Source organism: Roseibium sp. (genome assembly GCF_039982295.1).
In the GTDB taxonomy this organism is placed as follows: Bacteria; Pseudomonadota; Alphaproteobacteria; order Rhizobiales; family Stappiaceae; genus Roseibium.
In genome coordinates this window covers 37,501-54,631 of record NZ_JBDWYP010000091.1, presented here as the reverse complement: position 1 = coordinate 54,631, position 17,131 = coordinate 37,501, and the positions used below count along the sequence as shown (strand labels likewise).

Annotated in this window: 15 protein-coding genes; 10 read left to right on the top strand and 5 right to left on the bottom strand. The window is 55.0% G+C overall.

All coding sequences use genetic code 11. The features are described from left to right. Positions 1 to 45: 45 nt before the first annotated feature. From ABJZ52_RS19330 to ABJZ52_RS19310, 5 genes are all read right to left on the bottom strand, one after another. The gene (locus ABJZ52_RS19330; protein WP_348189893.1) at positions 46 to 906 is read right to left on the bottom strand and encodes an NAD(P)-dependent oxidoreductase; all 861 of its coding nucleotides are present in this window, start codon (positions 904 to 906) and stop codon (positions 46 to 48) included. A gap of 63 nt (positions 907 to 969) precedes the next feature. Further along, entirely contained in the window at positions 970 to 2,229 is a 1,260-nt protein-coding gene (locus ABJZ52_RS19325; protein WP_348189895.1) for a hypothetical protein, read from the bottom strand. A gap of 103 nt (positions 2,230 to 2,332) precedes the next feature. Continuing rightward, positions 2,333 to 3,271 carry a hydroxyacid dehydrogenase gene (locus ABJZ52_RS19320; RefSeq protein WP_348189897.1) on the bottom strand — a complete coding sequence of 313 codons (939 nt, stop codon included), beginning with the start codon at positions 3,269 to 3,271 and terminating at the stop codon, positions 2,333 to 2,335. Between the two features lie 136 nt (positions 3,272 to 3,407). Then, positions 3,408 to 4,124, bottom strand: a complete 717-nt coding sequence (locus ABJZ52_RS19315; RefSeq protein ID WP_348189899.1) for a cytochrome b561 domain-containing protein — start codon at positions 4,122 to 4,124, stop codon at positions 3,408 to 3,410. 93 nt (positions 4,125 to 4,217) lie between these two features. Further along, positions 4,218 to 4,856 (bottom strand): glutathione S-transferase N-terminal domain-containing protein, encoded by a 639-nt coding sequence (locus ABJZ52_RS19310; RefSeq protein ID WP_348189901.1) that lies wholly within the window; start codon positions 4,854 to 4,856, stop codon positions 4,218 to 4,220. A gap of 480 nt (positions 4,857 to 5,336) precedes the next feature. Here ABJZ52_RS19310 and ABJZ52_RS19305 point away from each other — a divergent pair, with 480 nt between their 5' ends. The 10 genes from ABJZ52_RS19305 (at position 5,337) to ABJZ52_RS19260 (ending at position 17,128) form a co-directional block, all read left to right on the top strand. Continuing rightward, positions 5,337 to 6,425, top strand: coding sequence for a TRAP transporter substrate-binding protein (locus ABJZ52_RS19305; protein WP_348200067.1), 1,089 nt, complete (start codon positions 5,337 to 5,339; stop codon positions 6,423 to 6,425). A gap of 72 nt (positions 6,426 to 6,497) precedes the next feature. Further along, positions 6,498 to 8,813 carry a TRAP transporter large permease subunit gene (locus ABJZ52_RS19300; RefSeq protein WP_348187856.1) on the top strand — a complete coding sequence of 772 codons (2,316 nt, stop codon included), beginning with the start codon at positions 6,498 to 6,500 and terminating at the stop codon, positions 8,811 to 8,813. A 335-nt stretch (positions 8,814 to 9,148) separates the two neighbouring features. Beyond that, positions 9,149 to 10,324, top strand: a complete 1,176-nt coding sequence (locus tag ABJZ52_RS19295; RefSeq protein WP_348187854.1) for a zinc-binding dehydrogenase — start codon at positions 9,149 to 9,151, stop codon at positions 10,322 to 10,324. A gap of 18 nt (positions 10,325 to 10,342) precedes the next feature. Then, entirely contained in the window at positions 10,343 to 11,245 is a 903-nt protein-coding gene (locus tag ABJZ52_RS19290; protein WP_348187852.1) for a dihydrodipicolinate synthase family protein, read from the top strand. A gap of 143 nt (positions 11,246 to 11,388) precedes the next feature. Beyond that, on the top strand, positions 11,389 to 12,450 hold the full coding sequence (locus ABJZ52_RS19285) for a C4-dicarboxylate TRAP transporter substrate-binding protein (RefSeq protein WP_348187850.1): 1,062 nt from the start codon (positions 11,389 to 11,391) through the stop codon (positions 12,448 to 12,450). An 84-nt stretch (positions 12,451 to 12,534) separates the two neighbouring features. Continuing rightward, complete coding sequence (locus tag ABJZ52_RS19280) at positions 12,535 to 13,035, top strand: TRAP transporter small permease (RefSeq protein ID WP_348187849.1); 501 nt, start codon at positions 12,535 to 12,537, stop codon at positions 13,033 to 13,035. Positions 13,036 to 13,050: 15 nt separating this feature from the next. After that, positions 13,051 to 14,391 carry a TRAP transporter large permease subunit gene (locus ABJZ52_RS19275; protein ID WP_348187846.1) on the top strand — a complete coding sequence of 447 codons (1,341 nt, stop codon included), beginning with the start codon at positions 13,051 to 13,053 and terminating at the stop codon, positions 14,389 to 14,391. Positions 14,392 to 14,421: 30 nt separating this feature from the next. After that, positions 14,422 to 14,727, top strand: coding sequence for a DUF1330 domain-containing protein (locus tag ABJZ52_RS19270; protein WP_153769001.1), 306 nt, complete (start codon positions 14,422 to 14,424; stop codon positions 14,725 to 14,727). A 21-nt stretch (positions 14,728 to 14,748) separates the two neighbouring features. Then, complete coding sequence (locus tag ABJZ52_RS19265) at positions 14,749 to 15,723, top strand: quinone oxidoreductase (protein WP_348187844.1); 975 nt, start codon at positions 14,749 to 14,751, stop codon at positions 15,721 to 15,723. Positions 15,724 to 15,766: 43 nt separating this feature from the next. Continuing rightward, on the top strand, positions 15,767 to 17,128 hold the full coding sequence (locus tag ABJZ52_RS19260; RefSeq protein ID WP_348187842.1) for an SLC13 family permease: 1,362 nt from the start codon (positions 15,767 to 15,769) through the stop codon (positions 17,126 to 17,128). The last annotated feature ends 3 nt before the right edge of the window (positions 17,129 to 17,131 follow it).

Genomic DNA, 17,131 nt, shown 5'->3' with positions numbered 1-17,131 from the left:
TTTCACAACCTGCGCCACAGCGTGAACAGCGACCAGTTCAGCAGTCTAGTGACCCAGGTTCTTTCGGTAGACCTCAAACACCGCAGCGGTATCAACCGTTGGCGGCAGGGCCTCGAAGGCGGTTTCATAGAGTGCCCGTGCGGCATCAAACAGTGGAGCTTGCACGCCCTTCTCCGCAATATCTTCGCCGATGGCAGACAGGTCTTTTTCAAACATTTTCATATTGGCGCTTGGTGGTTCGTAGCCACCCGACATCATAAGCGGCATACGCAAATCAGACATGCGCGATTGACCAGCACCACGACTCAACATTTCAAAAACCGTGTCCCGGTCCAGGTTCAGACGGTCAGCGTAATTTAGAGTTTCGGCAGCAGCCACATTGTGAAGTGCCACCGCGTGATTGGCGACGAATTTCAATTTGGTACCGTTGCCGAACTCACCGGCTTCAATAATCAGCCTCGTGAATTTCTCCAAGATTGGACGCGCAATAGAAACCTCTCTCGTTGGTCCCGAAACCATCATGACCAAGTCACCGGATGCCGCCTGGGTACCAGTTCCACTGACCGGGCAATCCAACAACACAGCGCCGACGCGTGCCAGAATGTCCTGAGCCTTTCGCTTGTCAGCAAGAGCAAACGTCCCTGTTTCGACAATGACCTGCCCTGGTTTGACGAACGCACAAAGCGCGTCAGCGACGCTCTCCAGAACGACCGGAGAAACCAGTGACAAGACGATCAGGTCACAGGAGGAAATCCATGCTCCAGGTTCAGCGTAGGTCTGAGCCCCTGGCACAGACTGTCGCGCAGCCTCAAGCGGATCGACACCAATAACGGCTTCGCCTGCTCCCAGCAGGTTTCGCGCGTAAGCGCCTCCCATTATGCCCAATCCAATGACGCAGACAGTCATTTCTTCGCTCCACGTAGTCTTGTTGAACTCAAATGCCTTGGTTCCATCTGCGCCAATGAATGGTCAGTTGTTGTATTCTAGGATGTAAAGCCCGCCATTGTAGTCATTGCTGTAAACGAGACCTTCAGCGGAAACCCAGACATCACATGATTGAATGACCTGCGGTCTGTTCGGACGCTTGTCCATCAAGCGATTGGGCGCTGGCGGAACAAAAGCTGCAACCTCCTCAGGACGATAGGCATTGCTGATGTCCGTGACACGGATTCCAGCATTCTGGTAGGTCGAGAAGATCGTGTCGGAACTGATCAGCCCGTCAGGCCTGTTCTCATAGATATTATGCGGGCCGAAATGGGCTCCCTTGGCGACATAATCAGCTTCATCGGGCGTCGGGAAAGTCGAGATGCTAATCGGGTTCGACTTGTCCCGGATATCGAACATCCAGATGTACTTGATACCGTCTTCGCAATTGTCCAGCACGGCCTCATCCGCGACCACCAACAGATCGCGATCCGGCAGCGGCAGGGCGTTGTGTGTTCCCCCACCATAGGGAGGAGACCAGTTTCTGTGGGTGATGAGGCTTGGGGCAGATCGATCCGCGATGTCGAGAACCACCAACCCTGCATCGCGCCAGGCACAATAAGCTGTATCACCGTGGACAATTGGATGATGCAAGCCGCCGCGTTGTGATGCGTCAGAGAGCGTCTCACCACCGGCTGCATGCATACCGGGAATCCAGTAGCGACCGGCCTCTTTTGGATTGCTTGGATCGGCCATGTCGATCGTCATGAAGATGTAGTCAGTGAAGCCATCGAGCAGAACCGAAGCATAGGCCCAACGTCCACCGACATACCAAAGGCGATGAATACCCCCACCCTCAACCGGCATGAAGGAGATCTTTCGCGGCTCTGCAGGGTTGGAAATATCATAGACAGCAAGACCGGCTGTCCAGTCACGTGGTGGCGCCGAAGAGGCATCCGCCGTGCCCACCTTTTTGCCCAAAGCACCCTTATAGTACTGCTTTTCATCCTGGAACTCCGCCGAGGCAAACATGTCCTTTGCGTTGATCACAAGCAACAGGTCACCGTGGGTCTGGAGATGAATATTCCAGGTGTTCTTTGGCGCCGGCACATAATTGACCGGCTTTGGATTCCGGGGGTCGCGAACGTCGATAACGCTAAAGCCCTTGGAGAACATGTGACCGGTGATGGCAAACCCCTTGTTGACCATCAACTGAACGCCGTCGGGGCGACCTCCCTGATCTGAATAGCCGATCAGTTTCATGTTCTTGGCATAGTCGGGCTTCGGTAGATCTTGACTGGCCATATTTCAGTCTCCTTGGGTCTATGTTCTCGCTCTTGTCAGATCGGAAAGGTCATTCCCGAATCTTGACCAGGCAACGCTGGATGTCCTGGCTCAACGAAGCAATCTATCTGGGGGCCTTGAGAACGCGCCTCACATTGGCAACTGCAACCTCGGCGATCCGACGATTGGATTCTTGCGTCACGCCGGCAATGTGTGGCGTGAGGATCAGATTATCGATGCCGGAAAAGAGCGCGCAAGCCGTCTCATTGATCGGCTCAACGTCGAGCGTATCCAGTGCAGCACCTGCAAGTGCTCCGGACCGAAGGGCAGCTGCGCAGGCTGCTTCATTTACAATCCCGCCACGCGCAGAGTTGATCAAAACCGCACTGTTTTTCATGCGGGCGAACTGCTCCGCACCGATCAGGTCTCGGGTCTGGGGCAACAATGGACAATGCAACGATATAACGTCAGCCTCTGCGATCAACGTATCAAGGTCGACGCGGCGCGCCTGCTCCCACGCGGGAGAGTCATCTGGCATCACCGCATCATATGCAATGACGTCCATGCCCATTGCACGCGCCTTGCCTCCGACGACCTGACCGATGGACCCGAAACCCACCACGCCCATCGTGCGACCGCCGAGTTCAACACCACTCGCAAATTTGGGACGATCCCATGTCCCCGAGACGACATCAGGCGTTGCAAAATATGCAGGTCCGCGCAGCAAGATCATCGCCGTGGCGATCACGTATTCAGCCACCGAGGCTGCGTTGGCTCCTATTGAAGGACAAACCTCGACACCACGCGCTTTGCATGCGTCCAGGTCAATATTGTCCAACCCCACACCCATTCGCGCGACAATTTCCAGTTTCGGGGCCGCATCCAGGAATTCGACATTCACCTGGGTCGCATTGCGAACAATGATAGCCCGCGCATCGGCGGCTTGCGCAAAGAGCTGCTCGCGATTGCTCCAGAGGTCCGGATCCCAATGCACGTCATATTCTGAAATCAGGCCGTCAGCCGTTGGCCGGTCCATGAATTCACTAATCACAACGTCTGCCATAGTGTTTTCCCTTCTATGACTTCAAACTTTGACCCAATCGAGTGTGCCGTCCGCTCCAGAGAGCGCCCATGCAGCACAGACTTGATTGAGAGAATGGAACGTGATGGTCGTCTTGCGGATCGCGCCGCCAATCACATCACAGGAACTCACGTTCCTTGTTGAACGGATGCTCAAGCCCATAACCATGTACTGCGCGATATCCGTCATACTGACGTCCGAGGAACTCGAGCCGAATCCACGTTGCGAGAAACACCAGAGGAATGACAAACATCAACCCGGTCAGGATCGGCATGGAGTACTGCATTAGCCCGGAACCAACTGCGCCAAACGCAAAGAAAACCGTGAAGTACCCAGACGTCTTGTGGTAGGCCTCGAATTTCCTCCGGCGCGGGGTGTGATCGTAGTGATCACCCTTCCAGGACTCGGGATCATCAGGTTTCCCCGTGTAGTAGTATTTGCCCCCATGAGTGCCGCGCAGGAGCGCCGAGATCACCTGAAGGCAGCCCATAAACACTGTCATGGCACCAAACAGGGAATGGACCGACCCGCTGAAGCCGCCGCTGGCAATAAGCGCGACCGCAACCCCGCCCAATGACATGAAAATCGCGAAAAACAGACCGTATTTATGGGTGTTGAACCACCACCAGCTCTTGTTCAGGATCCCGATCTTGGTACGCACGCCAAATTCGGTCGGCTTTGGTTTTCCAAATCGAATGATGATGATGCAAATTGGCACCAGCACCATCCAGATGGAGAACATCAAGATGGCGTGGTAGTTCCAGTGTATTTCAATGGTTCTTCCCAGAAGGCCAATGTAAACTTCTGTCGGAAAATGGGACTCTACGTCGCTCATTAGGTTCCTCCCTCGGGTTCAAACCCGCTCTGCCTCTAATGATTGATTTATTCAGCTGCTCGGCCAGTCAGGCGCTTGGAAAAGCGCACAGGTTCACGGCATTGGAACATCACTGACGTACTTGGGGACCTGGTAACCGCGCTGAACTGCGGGACGCTCCGCAATGCGGACATACCAATCACGGACGTTCGGATAGGCGTTCAAGTCCACCTGCTGCCAATCAAACCGAGAAACCCAGGGCCACATGGACATGTCTGCGATTGTATAGACACCGCGTCCTTCGCCGACGACGTAGTCACGACCTTCCAGCCGCGTATTCAAAACCTTGTAGAGGCGATGCGCTTCGGTCGAATACCGCTCTTCCGAATAGGCCGATTTGCCCTGATTGTATTTCACGAAATGATGCACCTGGCCCAGCATCGGACCCAAGCCACCCATTTGCCACATCAGCCATTCGACCATGCGCCAATACTCATCACCCTCAACCTGGAAGCGGTCATGCTTCTTTGCCAGGTACAGCATGATGGCACCCGTCTCCATCAGCTGCATTCCCGTATCCTGATCCACAATCGCAGGAATACGATTGTTAGGTGCGATTTTCAGGAATTCCGGGTCGAACTGCTCGCCCTTGGAGATGTCGATTGGGTGAGCCGTATAGTCGACACCCAACTCTTCCAGCAAAATTGAAACCTTCCGGCCATTCGGTGTGGTCCATGTGTAAAGATCGATCATCTATTTGACCCTGACTTCTTGAATTGAGGATTTAGCCTGCGAGAACGCCCTGCCGTGTCACTGGCAACCACCAGTCCATTCCAATCCGTCTATTTGACTGGAGATTTACACGCAGCGCATCAAATTGGTGCACCATTAAGCGCCCTAAAACAAGCATATCCACCTATTAACCAGACAGTCATTTACTACAAATCTTCTGTTTGTTAAATGCTTTTCGTCACGCGATATCATTTTTGTGTAGCCATACGACGTGATTGGTTTAAGATAATTTTTGCGTGATATATTTGGTGCACCAATTTTATGAAAACATAGGTGATAGAGGCAGAAGCCCACCAGAAAAGAAACTCTGCCGCAGCCCCATCGACTGCACTAAATCCGGCGCAGAAAACACATTCAAAATAAAAATCAGAATCTCAAATATTTAAAAAAGCAAAAATCTAAAAAACGAAGCAAAATTAAAACCAGGAGGAGAAAAACAACATGGATAGACGCAAATTCATCTCAGGCGCCGCGACCGGCGCTATTGCCGGAACAGCACTGGCGACCCCTGCCCTTGCACAGTCGAACCCAAAGGTCAGCTGGAGACTGCAATCCAGCTACCCACGCTCGCTGACCACTATTTTCGGTGGCGCGGAAACTCTGTCCAAGTACGTTAGTGACCTCACGGATGGCAATTTTGAACTAAAGGTCTTCTCCGGCGGCGAAATCGTGCCCGGTCTTCAGACAATAGACGGCGTGATAAACAACACCATTCAGATGGGGCACACCATCTCGGCCTACAAAATGGGCGCCGACCCGACCTGGGCGCTTGGAACCGGCTTGCCGTTTGGCCTCAACGCCCGGCAGCAGAATGCCTGGTTCTATCATGGCGGAGGCAACGAGCTTCTCGATCCCTTCTATGAGAAGAACGGGCTTGTCGCATTCCCGGTCGGCAATTCAGGCTGTCAGATGGGCGGCTGGTGGCGCAAGGAGGTCAAGACGGTTGAAGACCTCCAGGGCATCAAGATCCGCATGTCTGGCCTCGGAGGCCAAATTCTAAACCGCGTCGGCGCCGTTTCGCAGACACTCGCTCCGGCCGACATCTACCCCGCACTGGAACGCGGTACGATCGACGCGGCCGAGTGGATCGGCCCCTATGATGACGAAAAACTGGGGTTCGTTGAAGTCGCTCCCTACTACTACTACCCCGGCTGGTGGGAATCTGGTCTGGCCTTCCATGCCTTCATCAATCTTGAAGAGTGGAATCAGCTTCCAAAGAGCTACCAGGAGGCTCTGCGCGTCGCCAGCCAAGCGGTCAACACCGACGTTCTCGCGTCCTACGACGCGCTCAATCCGGCAGCGCTACGTCGGCTGATTGCCGCAGGCGCAAAATTGCGGCCCTTCTCAAAAGAGATCCTTGACCGCTGCTACGACGTCGCGGTGGAAGTCTATGACGAGATCAGCGCCGATAACGCGACCTTCAAGGAGATTTCCGGATCCATGCTGGATTTCCGCAAGGAAGAGAACCTCTGGTGGCAGGTCGCGGAATACAGCATGGACACGATAAACATCTCGACGTCCCGCAAGTAATAGTCCCCCCTCAATCTTAAAGGCGCAGCGGCCAATAGACTGGCTGCTGCGCCAACGCATTACGGAGCCATTATGTCTCAGCAACGCGGACGTGCAGGGTTGATGTTGCTCAGCAAAAACACTGACGCCTTCACGGCATGGATTGGCCGACAGGTCGCCTGGCTGATCCTTCTGGCGATTCTGATTGCCGCCAGCAACGCGATCGTCCGCAAGCTGTTTTCAATCTCTTCAAATGGCTGGCTCGAGGTACAGTGGTATCTATTCGGAGCCGCATTTTTGCTATCAGCTGCGAAAGTGATGGCAAGCGACCGTCATGTTCGTATTGACCTGATTTTCAGGACGCTCTCCAAACGCAACCGTCTGCGGATCGACCTCGTCGGCCATGTGCTCTTCCTGATTCCTCTATGCGGATTGATGCTACTCAACGGCATTCCGTTTGCTGCAACCTCCTTTTCGACCGGAGAATACTCGATCAACCCCGGCGGATTGATTCTCTGGCCTGCCAAAGTCCTGGTCCCGCTTGGCTTCGCGCTCCTGCTGCTCCAGACCTCGTCGCAAATCATCAAGTGCTGGAACGAACTCAAGGGTTTGAATGACCACTCCAATCGCTCAGCTGCACCTGAACGCGACACATCCAGGAACACCAACGGAAAATCGTTCTTCTCCAAGCACGCTCTTGCCATCGCGTCCCTACTTCTGGCTCTTGTCCTGATCGCCAGTCTGGTCAAGGGACTAACCGTTGATCCCGATTTCAAAGCCTGGGCCATTCACAACCTTGCACCGATCATGTTTTGCGCCCTGATCGTTGGGCTCTTGTCTGGCTATCCAATTGCCTTCTCGCTAGGGGCAGTAGGGCTATTGTTCGGTCTGGTCGGCATCGAGCTTGACCTGTTTCAATCGAATTTCCTGCAAGCCATTCCGGACCGCGTCTACGGGACAATGTCGAACGAGACGCTGCTGGCTATTCCGTTCTTTACCTTCATGGGACTGTTGCTTGAGCGCACCGGATTGGCCGAGGATCTGTTGAACACGATTGGCCAGTTGTTTGGCCCGTGGCGGGGCGGACTAGCATTCGCGGTGATTTTTGTCGGCGCATTGCTTGCTGCAACTACAGGAATCGTCGCTGCAAGCGTCATTTCCATGGGCCTTATCTCCCTCCCGATTATGCAGCGCTACGGCTATGGCCAGCAAACCGCCACAGGCGTCATCATAGCTTCGGGTACATTGGCTCAAATCATACCTCCCTCGTTGGTCCTGATCATCATGGCAGACCAGCTCGGCGTGTCAGTTGGGCAAATGTACCGAGCAGCGCTCGCACCGGGGCTGCTTCTGATAGCCATGTTCGCTCTTTATATTTTTATTCTTTCGATCGTGAGCCCAAAGACAACGCCGGCACTGCCGGTTTCCGCGCGTGGTGACCAGGTCGGCACCACGTCCCTTGTTGCAGTTTTACTCATGGCGGCAGCATTGATCGTTGCCGTAATGAAGCTGATGCCCGCAGAACAAGAGGAAACGGCGATGGTAACGGCTGGCGCAATCGGCGTCGTCTTTTCTGTCGCAATTGCACTGGTCAATCGTTTTACGGCCATAAATCTGGTCTCCAAACTGACCGAAAACGTGATCCTGGTACTCGTCCCTCCCCTCGCCCTGATTTTCCTGGTGCTCGGCACCATTCTGATTGGCCTGGCCACACCAACCGAGGGCGGCGCAATGGGCGCGGTAGGTACCCTCGTTCTCGCGCTTCTAACCAGGAAACTGACCTGGCAGAAACTGAAGGATACGGTTCAAAACACCGCTGAATTATCCACTTTCGTTCTATTCATTCTCATCGGCGCACGTGTGTTTTCGCTGACGTTCTACGGAGTGGACGGCCACATCTGGATCGAGGAACTGCTGCTCGGGCTGCCAGGTGGCACGACCGGCTTCCTGATTTTCGTAAGCGCGCTCATTTTCGTGCTGGGTTTCGTCCTGGATTTCTACGAGATCGCATTCATTTTGCTGCCACTCCTCATCATCCCGGCACAGGCGCTCGGGATTGATCTGGTCTGGTTTGGCATCCTGATTGGCATCAATTTGCAGACCAGTTTCATGTCACCGCCTTTCGGGTTTTCGCTTTTCTTCCTGAAATCAGTCGCGCCAGCCAAGCCATACATCGACAAAATCACCGGTGCGTCTATTCAAGCCATAAGCACGGCAACGATCTATCGCGGGGTCATTCCCTTCATCGCGATCCACCTACTATTGCTTGTTCTCGTCGCCCGGTTTCCCGAGATTATTACCGTTTTCGAACGTGAGGTGGTCCAGCTTGACGACAACACCGTCGACGACATGCTCAACAGCCTCCCATCCTTTGGGGGAACGGAGCTCGCACCGCTCAGTTTCGACTGATTTTCGGAAAATCAATATCCGGCAACTCGCAACCTTCAAGAATTTGCAAGCCGCCGAGCAAATTCACAACCGACAAGTTTCCATAGAGCGCTAAAGACCAGACAGCAGGCTTCAGTCTTCCAATCCGGAAAATGACACCCACTTCGAGATTGGTTGACCATTTGACCAATAATTTCGATTAAGACAAAGGTCCTTCAATCAATTTTTTCGCATAAAATCGCGCTAAAATAACTATACAAATTGAACTTTCTTCGTATCATGCATAGAATAGAAAATAATAGATAAATTGGTGCACCAAACTAAGCGCCAGCGAGACATAGGGGCTTCCGGAAACAATGCCGACCAAAACCGCCGACTGGCAGAACGTGAAAACGTCACAGGACATGCCTTTGCCCTGCGAAATGAAGGCATGGGTACTTGGAGATCCTGAAGAGCTGTCTCTCATCAACAAGCCTTTGCCTGTTCCAGGGAAAGCTGAGGCTCTGGTGCGCATTGATGCCGTGGCTATCTGCGCGACCGACCTTGAAATCCTAAAGTATGGAACGCCCGCGTTGATTGAGGGCGGAGCCCCCTTCAACAAGCAATTCACGCCGGGTCACGAATATATGGGCACGGTTGCAGCGCTAGGCCCAGGCGTGGACGAGTTCAAGATTGGCGATCGCGTCACTGTAGAAATTCACGCAGGTTGCGGACAATGCAAACGCTGCCGGATGGGAATGTATACCTCCTGTCACAACTACGGCCTGAATTACGGTGAGAACAACAAGGGCCACCGCGCCAATGGCTTCACAACCAATGGCGGCTTTGCCGAATACGCAATCAACAACATCAACACGATGATCCGCGTGCCTGACGAGATGTCTGACGAAGAGGCCACGCTCGTCGTCACCGCAGGCACCTCGATGTATGGCCTGACAGAGCTTGGCGGCCTTGTTGCCGGAGAAAGCGTCGTCGTGATCGGCCCAGGTCCGATCGGATTGCTGGCGGTTGCCGTGGCGAAGGCTCTTGGCGCCTCGCCTGTCATCCTTGTCGGCACACGCGCCAATCGAAACGAGATCGGGCGCAAGCTCGGAGCCGACTACACTATCGACGCACGCTCCGAAGACGTCGTTGCACGGGTCAAGGAACTGACCGGCAAGGGCGCCGACTACGTTGTCGATTGCGCGGGAACCGAAATCACCGCGAACCAGTCAGTGCACATGACCAATCGAGGTGGCCGGATTTGTCTTGCCGCGTTCCCGAAAGAGCCGGTTTCCTTCGACCTGGGCGCCTTGGCGGTGAACAACATCTATCTCTATGGCATTCGCGGGGAAGGCAGGTCTGCCACTCACCGTGCGATGGCCTTCATGGCCGAAAAGCGCTTCGATGCCCGGCATGTACACACCCACACCTTCCCCTTGCAGGATCTTCCAACTGCGCTGCGTTATGCGCGCGACCGCGTAGATGATGCAATCAAGGTCGTGGTGTCGATGCGCGAGACCCAAGACGCTTCACAAGAAGCTGCACAGTAAACTGTAATGGAAGTTTTGATGACCAAAGCCAAACGTGGCATCTACGCCGCAGCCGTCTCACCGTTCGATGCTGATGGCACCTTGAACACTGCAAAGCTCATCGCCTACTGCAAACATTTGATGTCGGATGGCGGTTGCGACGGTGTTGCACCTACGGGCACCACCGGCGAAGGAACTTCGGTATCAATGCGGGACCGCCTCGCCTTGCCGGCAGCTTTTGCGGAAGCAGGCATGCCCACGGACAGCGTCATTTTCGGCACGGGCGCACCGGCAGCAGGCGATTGTGTTGAGTTGACACGTGCAGCCGTGGACGCAGGATTTGTGAACGTCCTCGTCCTGCCTCCGTATTACTACAAGAACGCCTCCGATGACGGTCTTTACAGTTACTTCGCCAATCTGGTCGAAAAGATCGGCGACGACCGCCTGCGCGTGTACCTCTATCATTTTCCGCAAATGTCTCAGGCTCCTCTGTCGACCAATCTGGTCAAACGATTGAGGGCTGACTTTGGCGCAGTAATCGCAGGCCTCAAAGACAGCAGTGGCGACTTCGAACAATCTCGCGCGTTCGTCGAAGCCACTGGCGGTGTTACCGAAGATTTCGATATCTATCCATCCTCTGAAGCGATGCTCTGGGACGGCCTGTCCATCGGCACCGCCGGCATCATTTCCGGATCGACCAACGCATTTGCGAACTGGGTCCAAAAGGCCCGGAAGGCGCCAGAGGGCGCAGAGCGCGACGCAGCTATGGAAGAGGTCAGGCGTCGGCGTTCACTCGCCGGAAAATACCCGATGATGGCAGGCATGAAACAGATTGAGGCCTGGCGTTCCGGTGACGACAGCTGGACACGAATGGCACCGCCACTTGTCCCGCTAACGGCAGAACAAAAAACCGCCTTGAAGGCGGATCTGGACGCTCTTTAAGCATCTGGTTTTCAAGTCCAATACGAAAACAAGAGCAAGTCCCGAATACCGGGACCTGCTCAGCCGACGGCCCCATCGAACCAAGTTACAAGAAAAACGAGGAAGTAAGAAACGAGAAAACGACAACCAGAGGGAGGTAAAGAATGAATAATATCATAAGCAAAATGGCAGCAACTGTCGCGATTTCCACCTTGGCATCCACAGCAATGGCCGAGGAAATCAACCTGCGAATTGGCTCTGGCCACCCGCCAGGCGTCGTTTACGCCGGCCTGATGCAAAACTACTTCCAACCAGAGCTCAAGCGCCGTGTTGAAGAACGCACCGATCATACGATCAACTTCGTTGAAGGCTATTCCGGTTCCATCGTCAAGGTGACAGAAGTTCTTGAAGGCGTTCAAGACGGCATCATCGACATTGGCGGCTTCTGCTATTGCTTCGAACCTTCAAACCTACCGCTTCATGCGTTCCAGGTGATGCTGCCGTTTGGCACTATGGATCCTGAAACATCGTTGAAGTCCGCTCAGGAGGTCTATGAAGCTGTCCCTTATCTCTCAGACGTATTCGAGGAAAAATTCAACCAGGTACTCCTCGCCCGCATTGCAGATGGTGGATACAACCTGGGCACGTCTTTTGAATGGGATGAGCTATCTGATCTCAAGGACCAGAAGATCGCCGGTGCCGGACTGAACCTGAATTGGCTCAAATACGGTGGCGTGTCTCCGGTACAGTCTTCTCTGGCGACTGCTTACACAGAGATGAAGACACACGTCTACGAAGGCTGGATCATGTTCCCGTCGGCTTGGGTCAACCTCAAGCTCTACGAGCCGGGTCCCTTCTACACACTCATCGGCTTTGGTTCGATGACCTGGCATGGACTGACGATTAATCAGGACACCTTTAACGAACTACCTGAAGACGTGAAGCCGATCCTCCTTGAGGTAGCTGCAGATTTCGAGCAGCAGACTGGTTCGGTGAATGCGTCCGAGTATGACCGGTTGGTTGAAGAGTTGAAGGGCCTCATTACCGTGAGCGAGATCGACCCTTCCGTTCGCAAGGCATGGGCTGAGTCCCTCGCCGAGTGGCCGCAGAAGATGGCCTCGGAACTCGACGCGCAAGGCCTTCCCGCGACTGAGGTTCTCAACCTGGCGATCGAACGTGCCGAAGCCAATGGCTACACATGGCCGGTTCGTTACGAGATCAAGTAACGTCTCGAGATCCGCGTAACTGGCCCGCTGACGCGTCTGTCGGCGGGCCCCACCCTGTCCAGTTTCTGTCTATACGAGACCGCAATGGCACTGGTTCGCTTTACGGATCGACTTACGAAGTTTCTGATGGTTTTCGGCGCAATATGGGCCTTTGCCTTATGTTTCTTCATTCTGGCCGACATCATCTTCAGGGCGATGAACATGCCGATTTCCGGCACCAAGGAGATCGTCGCCAATTCCGTTGTCATCATCGTCTTCATGCAGGTCGGATATGCCGTGCGCAGTCAGTCCATGTTGCGTGCTGATTTTCTGGTCGCAGCCCTCCCGCACGGCGCACAAAAGGCCCTGTTGATCCTGGCATATGTGCTCGGCGGCCTGCTGTTTTTCTTCTTGCTCAAGGCTGGAATCAAGCCGGCGCTGAGGTCCTTTGCCAACGGGGAGTTTGACGGCGAAGGCGCGCTGCGTGTGCCGGTATGGCCGGCTCGATTTGCCATTCTACTCGGCGGCGGCCTCGCCGGTGTCAATTACCTCTTGCTCTGCATCGTCGAAATTTTTGGCCTGCGGATCGAGCGAATGAACCTGTGAAGATCGGAGCCGAGTGTGTTTGACTATACCACCGCAGGACTGATTGTTTGCGGATTGCTTTTTCTCGTCCTCATCGGCGTTCACGTAGCCGTATCACTGGGGATCGCCAGCGTCGTCGGCATCTACCTCGTCACCGGAAAGCTCCGGATTGTCGAGGCAACCCTTGCTTCAACGTCGGCCGAGGCCTTGCGCGATTTCACCTTTGCCGTGATCCCACTGTTCATGTTGATGGGCGAGTTCATGGGCAGATCGGGCGCGATAACCGACATTTATGTCGCCATTAACAAGGGATTGCGCCGGATCCCTGCCCGGCTGGCGATTGCCACAGTGCTTGGCAACACGGTCTTTTCTTTCGTCACGGGCGTATCCATTGCGTCGGCCGCCGCCTTCTCGCGGATCGCCTACCCCGAAATGAAGGCGCATAACTACCACCGTGGTTTCTCTCTGGGAGCGATTGCAGGTTCGAGCTGTCTCGGCATGCTGATACCGCCTTCTGTGCTCATGATCGTCTGGGGTATCTTGACGGAACAGTCGATTGGTCGGCTCTTCCTCGCGGGCGTCCTTCCCGGCATCCTGCTTGCGACTTTCTTCATCGTCTACATTGTCCTGACCGCTGTCTTTAAGCCTGAAATGGTTGGCGAGGGCAAAGCACACGCTGAACCTGATCCCGAAATGGACACGACACGCAAGGAGCTTCCTGCGCGCCAATTTGCAACATCCCTGATCGGAGTGATTGGCATAATAAGCGCTGTACTTGGCGGTATCTGGTGGGGCGTATTCACGCCAACCGAAGGTGCCGGCGCAGGCGCCGCACTAGCTTTGGTTCTTGCCCTGACGAAAGGCATGAACTGGAACAGTTTCGTCCAGGCGATCTACCAGGTTGGCAAAACAGCTGCACCTATCATGATTTTGTTGCTGGCCGCCGCACTGTACTCGAGAACCCTCGCGATGACGGGCATAACCACTGCAATTCGCACGTTCTTCGAAGAGTCTGGACTGGACCCCTACATGGTCCTGACAATCATCGTGATTGTCTGGTTCGTTTTGGGAATGATCATCGACTCCATTTCGATCATGCTTCTGACCGTTCCGATTGTCGAACCGGTGGCCATGGCCTTTGGCTTCGATCAACTCAGCTTCGCCATTCTCGGCATCATTGCGATCGAAGCCGGGCTCCTGACACCTCCCTTCGGGCTCTTGGTCTACACTGTCAAAGCCGCAATTCAAGACAGGGATATCGGCGTCCAGGCCATCTTCAGATCGTCTATTCCCTACTGGGGGATCATGCTGTTGATGGTTCTGTTGCTCGCCGCATTCCCGCAGATCGCAAACACATTGCCCAACGCGCTGATGTAGCCTGTTTGGACCTAATCAGAGGAAAAACCTATGCCCGCCTATTGGATCGCGCGGTCGCTGATCAACGACCCTGTTGCCTACAAGCGTTACACAGACCAGGTACCTGCCATCGTCACCAAGTATGGTGGCAAGGTGCTTGCCCGTGGCGGAAAATTCCAAATCATGGAAGGTCCCGCCAAGTTCAAACGCTTCGTTGTCATAGAGTTTCCGACCTTTGAACAAGGCGTCGCATGCTTTCAGTCGGCCGAGTATGATGAAGCCGCGCGCCATCGTCGTGAAAACGGAGCGGGCGAAGTCGAAACGATCATGCTCGAAGCAGGCGAATTCACCACCTAAATTCCTGACAGGACAATTGATATGAAGACAACGCGTGTTGTGATGCATGCCCAGGGCGGGCCTGAGGTTATGCAGCTGGAAGACCATGAACTTGCAGGTCCAGGCGCTGGCGAGGTCCAGGTCGAACAGACGGCAATTGGCCTGAATTACATGGACATCTACCAGCGCTCGGGTGCTTACAAGATGTCCCTGCCCAGTCCCTTGGGGCTGGAAGCTGCAGGTCGGGTTATCGCCGTTGGCGAAGGCGTAACGGACTTTTCGATCGGCGACCGGGTTGCCTACGGCCCTGTGCTCGGCGCCTACGCAACGCATCGAAACGTGCCGAGTGCCCGTCTTGTCCAAATTCCAGACGGAATTTCGGATGAGGTCGCAGCTGCGGTGCTCATGAAAGGGACGACTGTCGAATATCTTCTCAACCGCACCCACAAGGTCGGGCCGGGTCAGGATGTTCTTTTCTGGGCCGCGTCAGGCGGCGTTGGGCAGTTGGCCGGACAATGGGGAGCTCATCTGGGCGCTCGAATGATCGGGATCACGTCGGGCCCGGACAACTGCGAAGCGATCCTCAAACTCGGCTATGCGGAAGCGATTGATAGAAAGAGCGAGAATGTAGCCGGCAGGGTGAAAGAACTGACCGGCGGAAACGGCGTGCCCGTTGTTTATGACAGTATCGGAGCTGCCAGTTTCGATGCCTCAATCGCAAGCCTTTCAAGGTACGGTCTCTTTGTGTCCTATGGCGCCACCACAGGCGAAGCTCCACCGGTTGCACCGAGCCTCCTTCAGCACAGCGGCTCGTTGTACTTCACCAGACCAACGCTGGCAGATTACATCAAGGAACGGAGCGATCTTGTGCACGCGGCGGAGCAGGTGTTTCAACTCATCCTGGAAGGCGTTCTGACGGTCAATGTAAACCAGAAGATGCGCCTGGATGAGGTCGTGGAAGCACACCGTCTCCTCGCCGATGGCGCTACGACCGGTTCAACGATCCTGATCCCATAGGGTCTGGATATCTGCGCCAGCAAAGAACGGGGCGAACGGTGCCATGACTTCATCACAGAGCCTTGCTGGCGCCGCTGCACTGGTAGCGGCGGCCGTTGTTCTTACAACGTCCGCCGATGACATCACGATCCGGGTCTCTGCAGTGTCCCTGCTTGCGATCGTTTTCTTTGCGACCCGGGTCGTCCCGGAGGTCCTGACGGCGATCTGGTGTTTTTTGGCCTTTCTTGCGATTGGCGCAGCTCCCGCAGACGTTATCTTTTCAGGCTTCACCACCGGCGGTTTTTGGTTGCTGGTGTCCGGATTGATCATCGGATCTGCGATCACCCAAACAGGTCTTGGAAAACAAATTGCATCGCGGATCTTCGAACGAACCGGCACATCCTACAGCCGCGCAACCTTGATCCTTGCGTTTACCGGGCTGGGTTTGGGCCTGCTTATCCCCTCAACAATCCCGCGGATCATAATTCTCGTGCCAATTGCCGCGTCATTGGCCGAGGTGATGGGGTATCGACCCGGAACGCGTGGGCATATTGGTTTGTCCGTGACGGCTGCGGCCAGCACGCTTCTGCCGACCTACGCCATCTTGACGGCGAACCTTCCGACGATCGTCCACTACGGCGCTCTGGAGACCCTCTACGGCATTCATCCATCGTATGCGGATTATTTCATCCAACAGCTTCCGGCAAACGCTGTGCGATTTCTGCTCCTCGTCGCCGTCATGCTGCCATTTGCGAAAAACGCAGCGCAAACAACTGGCATCGAGCAGCCCCGTGTCGAACCGCTTACACGCAGGCAGCTTTATCTGCTTGGACTTCTCGCTCTGGCGATCGTCTTTTGGGCCACGGATTCCCTTCATCACATTTCACCAGCATGGATCGCGCTCACTCTGGCGTCTTTCATCCTCGTGCCAGCGACGGGTTTCCTAAAGAAAGACGCAATGAAGACAAGCATTGATCTGTCACCGGCGTTCTTTCTTGCAGGTGTGTTTGCGGTGGCGGCGGTGGCAACGCATACGGGCCTGAACGGCTTGGTTGCCGACACACTCATCCCATATCTTGGCCTGGGCCAAGGCTCGAATTTACGTGATCTCTATTCGATTACAGGCTTTGCGATGCTGCTGTCTCACCTGACGACAGCGCCCGCGGCCCCTCTGGTCCTGGCGCCGCTGGCAGAACCGATTGCCGCTGCCGCAGGCTGGCCGATCCACACAGTCGCAATGGCTCAGGTCATCGGAATTGCCACTCCGTTGCTCCCCTACCAGGCCCCGCCCCTGATCCTCGCGATGGCCCTTGCAAACCTGCCGCTTGCGCCGCTGGTGCGGGTCTGTCTCGCCCTGTTCGCCGGAACTGCGCTGATCGGTCTGCCACTCACCTATTTCTGGTGGCAGTTCCTGGGCAACTTTTGATGC

Bases quoted from the DNA above. Each gene is read 5' to 3' on its own strand.
- ABJZ52_RS19330 (WP_348189893.1), bottom strand. From the start codon at position 906: ATGACTGTCTGCGTCATTGGATTGGGCATAATGGGAGGCGCTTACGCG.
- ABJZ52_RS19325 (WP_348189895.1), bottom strand. From the start codon at position 2,229: ATGGCCAGTCAAGATCTACCGAAGCCCGACTATGCCAAGAACATGAAA.
- ABJZ52_RS19320 (WP_348189897.1), bottom strand. From the start codon at position 3,271: ATGGCAGACGTTGTGATTAGTGAATTCATGGACCGGCCAACGGCTGAC.
- ABJZ52_RS19315 (WP_348189899.1), bottom strand. From the start codon at position 4,124: ATGAGCGACGTAGAGTCCCATTTTCCGACAGAAGTTTACATTGGCCTT.
- ABJZ52_RS19310 (WP_348189901.1), bottom strand. From the start codon at position 4,856: ATGATCGATCTTTACACATGGACCACACCGAATGGCCGGAAGGTTTCA.
- ABJZ52_RS19305 (WP_348200067.1), top strand. From the start codon at position 5,337: ATGGATAGACGCAAATTCATCTCAGGCGCCGCGACCGGCGCTATTGCC.
- ABJZ52_RS19300 (WP_348187856.1), top strand. From the start codon at position 6,498: ATGTCTCAGCAACGCGGACGTGCAGGGTTGATGTTGCTCAGCAAAAAC.
- ABJZ52_RS19295 (WP_348187854.1), top strand. From the start codon at position 9,149: ATGCCGACCAAAACCGCCGACTGGCAGAACGTGAAAACGTCACAGGAC.
- ABJZ52_RS19290 (WP_348187852.1), top strand. From the start codon at position 10,343: ATGACCAAAGCCAAACGTGGCATCTACGCCGCAGCCGTCTCACCGTTC.
- ABJZ52_RS19285 (WP_348187850.1), top strand. From the start codon at position 11,389: ATGAATAATATCATAAGCAAAATGGCAGCAACTGTCGCGATTTCCACC.
- ABJZ52_RS19280 (WP_348187849.1), top strand. From the start codon at position 12,535: ATGGCACTGGTTCGCTTTACGGATCGACTTACGAAGTTTCTGATGGTT.
- ABJZ52_RS19270 (WP_153769001.1), top strand. From the start codon at position 14,422: ATGCCCGCCTATTGGATCGCGCGGTCGCTGATCAACGACCCTGTTGCC.
- ABJZ52_RS19265 (WP_348187844.1), top strand. From the start codon at position 14,749: ATGAAGACAACGCGTGTTGTGATGCATGCCCAGGGCGGGCCTGAGGTT.
- ABJZ52_RS19260 (WP_348187842.1), top strand. From the start codon at position 15,767: ATGACTTCATCACAGAGCCTTGCTGGCGCCGCTGCACTGGTAGCGGCG.